This window comes from Acidimicrobiales bacterium (assembly GCA_036273495.1).
Lineage (GTDB): Bacteria > Actinomycetota > Acidimicrobiia > Acidimicrobiales > JAJPHE01 > DASSEU01.
This window is the reverse complement of the sequence record DASUHN010000427.1, coordinates 1-5,608: the sequence shown is the minus strand read 5'-3', so window position 1 is coordinate 5,608 and position 5,608 is coordinate 1. Positions and strand designations below refer to the sequence as shown.

General features: G+C 72.5%; 9 protein-coding genes. 7 read left to right on the top strand and 2 right to left on the bottom strand.

Features of this window, described 5'->3' with window-relative positions; all coding sequences use genetic code 11:
* Nucleotides 1-191, bottom strand: a 191-nt coding sequence (locus VFW24_18595; protein ID HEX5268781.1) for a hypothetical protein, incomplete at its 3' end; no start/stop codon positions are given.
* A gap of 54 nt (nt 192-245) precedes the next feature.
* On the opposite strand from VFW24_18595, the gene VFW24_18590 reads away from it, so the two are divergent.
* From VFW24_18590 to VFW24_18580, 3 genes are read left to right on the top strand one after another with little or no spacing between them, the layout of a single operon-like run.
* Nucleotides 246-437 carry a ferredoxin gene (locus tag VFW24_18590; protein HEX5268780.1) on the top strand — a complete coding sequence of 64 codons (192 nt, stop codon included), beginning with the start codon at nt 246-248 and terminating at the stop codon, nt 435-437.
* A 1-nt stretch (nt 438) separates the two neighbouring features.
* A complete protein-coding gene (locus VFW24_18585; protein HEX5268779.1) occupies nt 439-1,569 on the top strand; it encodes an epoxide hydrolase in 1,131 nt (376 codons plus the stop codon).
* A gap of 19 nt (nt 1,570-1,588) precedes the next feature.
* Nucleotides 1,589-2,566 (top strand): NADPH:quinone oxidoreductase family protein, encoded by a 978-nt coding sequence (locus VFW24_18580; protein ID HEX5268778.1) that lies wholly within the window; start codon nt 1,589-1,591, stop codon nt 2,564-2,566.
* A 32-nt stretch (nt 2,567-2,598) separates the two neighbouring features.
* On the opposite strand, the gene VFW24_18575 is transcribed toward VFW24_18580, so the two are convergent.
* Nucleotides 2,599-2,850, bottom strand: coding sequence for a hypothetical protein (locus VFW24_18575; protein ID HEX5268777.1), 252 nt, complete (start codon nt 2,848-2,850; stop codon nt 2,599-2,601).
* A 209-nt stretch (nt 2,851-3,059) separates the two neighbouring features.
* On the opposite strand from VFW24_18575, the gene VFW24_18570 reads away from it, so the two are divergent.
* The 4 genes from VFW24_18570 to VFW24_18555 all read left to right on the top strand — a co-directional run.
* The gene (locus VFW24_18570; protein HEX5268776.1) at nt 3,060-3,254 is read left to right on the top strand and encodes a hypothetical protein; all 195 of its coding nucleotides are present in this window, start codon (nt 3,060-3,062) and stop codon (nt 3,252-3,254) included.
* Nucleotides 3,251-3,898, top strand: coding sequence for an HNH endonuclease signature motif containing protein (locus VFW24_18565; GenBank protein HEX5268775.1), 648 nt, complete (start codon nt 3,251-3,253; stop codon nt 3,896-3,898). Before VFW24_18570 ends, VFW24_18565 begins: the two co-directional genes overlap by 4 nt.
* A 218-nt stretch (nt 3,899-4,116) precedes the next feature.
* The gene (locus tag VFW24_18560; protein HEX5268774.1) at nt 4,117-5,286 is read left to right on the top strand and encodes a thiolase family protein; all 1,170 of its coding nucleotides are present in this window, start codon (nt 4,117-4,119) and stop codon (nt 5,284-5,286) included.
* 3 nt (nt 5,287-5,289) lie between these two features.
* A partial coding sequence (locus VFW24_18555; protein HEX5268773.1) for an acyl-CoA dehydrogenase family protein occupies nt 5,290-5,608 on the top strand: 319 nt, incomplete at its 3' end.

Genomic DNA, 5,608 nt, shown 5'->3' with positions numbered 1-5,608 from the left:
GCGGCGTACGTCAGGCACACCAGCGGGTCGTACAGGTACGGCGCCGGATAGGCCTGGTCGGCCGGGACCACCAGGTGGTCGCTGACCCACACGTCGTCGAACCCCAGGTCTTCGGCGAGGCGGGCGGCGCGCTCCACTGCGCCCGTGACCGCGGCCCGGCCGAACTGGGGGAGGTGGTAGCCGTAGCGCACGGGGCGGGATAGTACGGTCCCCGGCCTGGGACCAGCCGACCAGGGAGGACGGGTGTGAGGGTTCGGATCGACCCGGACACATGCACGGGGCACGGACGCTGCTACAGCCTGGCCCCCGAGGTGTTCGAGCCCGACGACTACGGGCACGGGAAGGTGATCGTCGACGAGGTGCCCGACGAGCTGCGCGCCAAGGCCGAGCTCGGCGTGCAGAACTGCCCGGAGCACGCCATCTCCGTCGAAGAGTGAATTGACCGAGCCCTTCCGGGTGGCCGTCCCGGACGAGGCCCTGGCTGACCTACGGGCGCGCCTCGCCCACGCCCGGTGGCCCAACGAGGTCTCCGGAGCCGGTTGGGGTTACGGCACCGATCGGGGGTACCTGCGGGACCTGGTCTCCTACTGGGGGAACGGCTTCGACTGGCGGTCCCGCGAGGCGGCCATCAACTCCTTCGACCAGTTCACTACGGACATCGACGGCCAGCGCATCCACTTCGTGCACCAACGGTCAACGGCGCCCGGCGCCATGCCCCTGCTCCTCGTCCACGGCTGGCCCGGCTCGGTTGTCGAGTTCCTCGACGCCATCCCGCTGCTGACCGCTCCCGCCGACCCCACCGACGCCTTCCACGTGGTGGCCCCCTCCCTGCCCGGCTATGCCTTCTCGGGCCCGACCTTCGAGCCCGGGTGGCACCCCCGCCGCATGGCCGCCGCCTTCGGCCGCCTCATGGCCTCGCTCGGGTACGAGCGCTACGGCGTCCAGGGCGGGGACTGGGGATCGATCGTCGTGGCCAACGTGGCCGACCTCGAACCCGACCACGTGGCCGGGCTCCACCTCAACTTCCTCAGCGCCCCCCGGCCCGAGGGCCAGCGCACGGCGTCGCTCCCGCCCGAGGAGCAGGCCCGGATCGAGGCGATGCGCGCCTGGCAGCAGAACGAGGCGGGGTACTCCGCCATCCAGGGCACCAAGCCCCAGACGGTGGGGTATGCGCTCGAGGACTCACCTGTCGGGCTGGCGGCCTGGATCGTCGAGAAGTTCCGCGCCTGGAGCGACTGCGACGGAGACGTCGAGCGCAGCTTCACCCGCGACCAGCTGCTGACCAACGTCAGCGTCTACTGGTTCACCGCCACCGCCACCTCGTCGGCCCGCCTGTACTTCGAGATGCGCCGGGCGGGAGCGGCGGCCGTTCCGCAGGCGCCGATCACCGTCCCCACCGGTGTCGCCAACTATCCGGGCGAGGTCACCAAGGTCCCCCGGGCCTGGGCCGAGCGGCGCTACAACATCACCCACTGGGCGGACATGCCCCGGGGCGGGCACTTTGCCGCCATGGAGGTCCCGGACCTCTTCGTAGACGACGTCCGCGCCTTCTTCCGAACCGTCCGCTGAGCCGGGTCGGACGGTCGCGATGAGGGCCCTGCGCTGCAACGCCTACGGCCCGCCCTCCGGGCTGGTGATAGAGGATCTGCCCGAGCCCCGGCCCGGACCGGGCCAGGTGGTCGTCGAGATCGAGGCGGCCGGGGTCAACTACCCGGACACGCTCATCGCCGCCAACCGCTATCAGGTCTCGGTCCCCGTCCCGTTCACGCCTGGCAGCGAGTTCGCCGGGCGGGTGGCCGAGGTACGCGACGGCGCCACCTCGTTGGCGCCGGGGCAGGTGGTCCGGGGCTCGTCGATGGTCGGCGCCTTCGCCGAGCGGATCGTCGTGTCCGCCGCGTCGCTCAGCCCCGTGCCCGAAGGCGTCGACTTTGTGGCGGCGGCGGCGTTCGGGGTGGCCCACGCCACCGCCTACCACGCCCTCCGCAGCGTGGCCGGTGTGCGCCCGGGTGAGTGGGTGCTGGTGCTCGGCGCCGCCGGCGGGGTGGGCCTGGCCGCCGTCGAGGTGGCCCGCCTGCTGGGAGCGCGGGTCGCGGCCGCCGCCTCCAGCCCCGCCAAGCTCACGGTGTGCTCCGAGCGGGGCGCCGAAGCCACCGTCGACTACAGCTCGGAGGATCTCAAGCTCCGGGCCCGCGAGCTGACGGACGGCGGGCCGCACGTGGTGATCGACCCCGTCGGCGGCGCCTACTCGGAGCAGGCGTTGCGGGCGGGCCGGCCCGGGTGCCGGTTCGTGACGGTGGGGTTCGCCTCCGGGGAGATCCCCCGGATCCCGCTCAACCTGGTCCTGCTCAAGGACGTGGCCATCGTCGGCTTCGACATCCGGACCTTCGCGACGTACCACGCCGCCGAGGCGGAGCGCGATCGGGCCGAGCTCGAAGACCTGCTGGCCAGCGGGCGGTTGCGGCCCTACGTCTCGGCCACCTACCCCCTCACCGACGCGGTGGCCGCCCTCGAGCTGGTGGCGGACCGGGGCGCCGTCGGCAAGGTCGTGATCCTCCCGGGCAGCTGACGCCACGGCGGCAACTTTGCTTGCTTCCGGCCCTACTGGACGAGGAGGGGCACGACCTCAGCCAACAGGTGACGGTTGAGCGCGTTGAGATCGACGCTGGCCAACACGTCGGGACGGAACCATCCGACTTCAGTCGTCTCATCGCCGTCGGGCCGGGGCGTACCTGATTCCACCTCGGCCTCGAACACGCTCCCCACACACGCCGCCCGGTCCCCATTCGGATAGGTGATCCGGTAGTCGGGACCGCCGACAGCCGCCAGGAGCCTGACGAGCCGGACCTGCACACCGCCCTCCCCTACTCCAAGGTCCGCGCCATCTCCCGGGTGGCCAACCCGGTGCTGGAAGCCCCCCTTCTGGAGCTGGCCCGCCAGATGACCGCCTCCCAGCTGGAGCGCACGGTTCCTACTACCGCCGCGCCGACCCGGCCGAGGGCCGGGACGCTCTCAGGAGACGCCAGGGGCGCTACTTCCGTTCCACCACCGACGACGAGGGCATGGTCCGCATCTCGGCCCGGCTCAGCCCCGAGGACACCGCCGTGGTCCTGGTGGCGGTGGAGACGGCCCGGCGGGCCCTGGCCACCGACGCCCACCGGGCCCGGACCACACCCGGCGTCTCCCCGATGTCCCCGCCGAGGCCGACGACGTTTCCGCGGAAACGCCCGCGCCCGCCCCGGACCCCGCCGGAATGACTCCCCCGACCGCACCGGCGCCGTCGGGCCAGCCCGGCGAGGGCCCGAGGGACGACTGGGAGCACACCCGGGCCGACGCTCTGGTGGCGCTGTGCGCCCAGATCGCCTCCCAGGGAATGGCGGCGGACCCGGGCCCGCCGGCGGTGCGGGTCATGGTCCACGTGGACGAGGCGGTCCTCCAGGATCCGAGCCGGGAGGGCTGTGGCCACATAGACGGCATCGGGGCCATCGCCGCCCACACCGCCGCCCGCCTGGCCTGCGACGGGGTCCTGTCCCGGGTGGCGTTCCGCCCCGGCGGGGCGGTGGAGCCCGAAGGCGCCACCCGCCAGATCCCCGACACCATCCGCCGGGCGGTGCTGGCCCGGGACCGGGGCTGTCGGTTCCCGGGATGTGAGCGCCGGGCGTTCCTGCACCTCCACCACGTCCAGTTCGTGTCCCAGGGCGGGCCCACCCGGGCCTCCAACCTGGCGGCGATCTGCTCGGCCCATCACCGCCTGATCCACGAGGGCGGCTTCCGTCTGGCCATGGCCGCCGACGGAGCGGTCCGGGTCTGGAACCCCGACGGGAAAGAGATCCCCCCGGGCGAGGTCCCGGGGGAGCCCGGGGGGCCGACCTGTATGTCGTTGCCGCCGAGGCCGGCCTGACCCTCCACGGGGAGACCCCTCACCTACAACGGGGAGCGCTTCGACTACGCCGACACCATCTCGGCTCTCGTCTGCATGACCGGTCATCTCTACGGGGTCCCCGAGGACGAGGGGGAGGACGAGCACGAGGAGGCCGGCGGGGACGAGGAGCAGGACGAAGACCGGTAAACGGCCCCGCCGCTCGGTAGCAGTCCGCTGGCCGCCGCTACGTTGGTCGGATGGTCGAGGTTCCTGAGCGGCGGGCGATCGTGTCCGGCATCGGCATCTCCCGGGTCGGGCGGCGCCTGGGGATCCCCGGGCTGGACATGACGGTGGAGTCGTCGCTGGCCGCCATTGCCGATGCCGGCCTCGAGCCCAAGGACATCGACGGCATCGACACGATGGGGGACACCGCCGCGACCCGCGCCGCCGAGGCCCTGAAGATCGAGCCCCAGTGGTGGGGGGGTGGTGTCACCACCGGAGGGCTCCTGTCCCCGGTGATGTCGGCGTGCCTGGCGGTGGCCGAGGGCCGGGCCCGCCACGTCCTGATCTACCGGACCGTCGAGATGATGGGCGGCTCGATGCTGCCGGCCGACCGCCCGCCGACCGACTCCCCGGTGGCCAGCGATGTCGGGATGATGAAGGCCATGGGGGACATGAGCCCGCTGCTCACCTACCACGCCTACTCCGCCGCCAACTGGTTGGCCATGCACTGCCAGCGCCATATGCACCTCTACGGCACGACCAAGGAGCAGTTGGGGGCGCTGGCCGTCAACAGTCGCCGCAACGCCGGGCTCAACCCGCTTGCCGCCTACCGCGACCCGATCACCCTGGACGACTATCTGTCGGCCCGGCCCATCTCCGATCCGTTCGGGCTGCTGGACTGCGACGTTCCCGTGGACGGATCGGTGGCGGTGGTGGTGTCCGGGGCCGGCTACGCGCCGGACTGCCCCAATCCCGTACAGGTCCAGGCTATGGGCGGCGCGACGGGAACCGCCGTCGGGGGGTGGGACCAGCGCCCCGACTACCCCAAGATGGCGTCGGTCGACGCCGCCGCCGAGATGTGGGGGCGCACCGACCTCAAGCCCGCCGACGTCAACCTGGCCGAGCTCTACGACGGCTTCACCTTCATCACCCTGGCCTGGCTCGAGGCCCTCGGGTTCTGTGACGACGGGGAGAGCGGGCCCTTCGTGGCCGATCCCGGCCAGATCTCGCTGACGGGACGGCTCCCCCTCAACACGTACGGCGGGCAGCTGTCCGCCGGCCGGATGCACGGCTACTGGGTCCTGCACGAGGCCTGCCTGCAGCTCCGCGGTCAGGCCGGACCGCGGCAGGTGGACGGCTCCGAGGTGGCGGTGGTGGCGGCCGGCGGGGGGCCGATAGCCGCCTGCCTGCTGCTCAGCAGCTGAGCCATGACCCCGGCGACGGAGGAGCGCGACGACCCGGCTCTGGTCGAGGCGGCGGTGACGCAGCTGCTCGCCGACCACCCGCCCGGCTCGACGGACCCGGTCACCTTTCTCCGGGCCCAGTTCGACGCCGGCCTCGCCTACGTGTGGTTCCCGCTCGGCTACGGGGGCTTGGGGCAACCCGTCGGGGCCCAGGCCCGAGTGGACGAGCGTCTGGCGGCAGCCGGTGCCCCGCCCAGTGGACGGTTGACCAACTCGATAGCTGCCGGCCAGGGCGCGGCGAGCATTCTTGCCTTCGGAAGCGAAGAGCAGAAGCGCCATTACC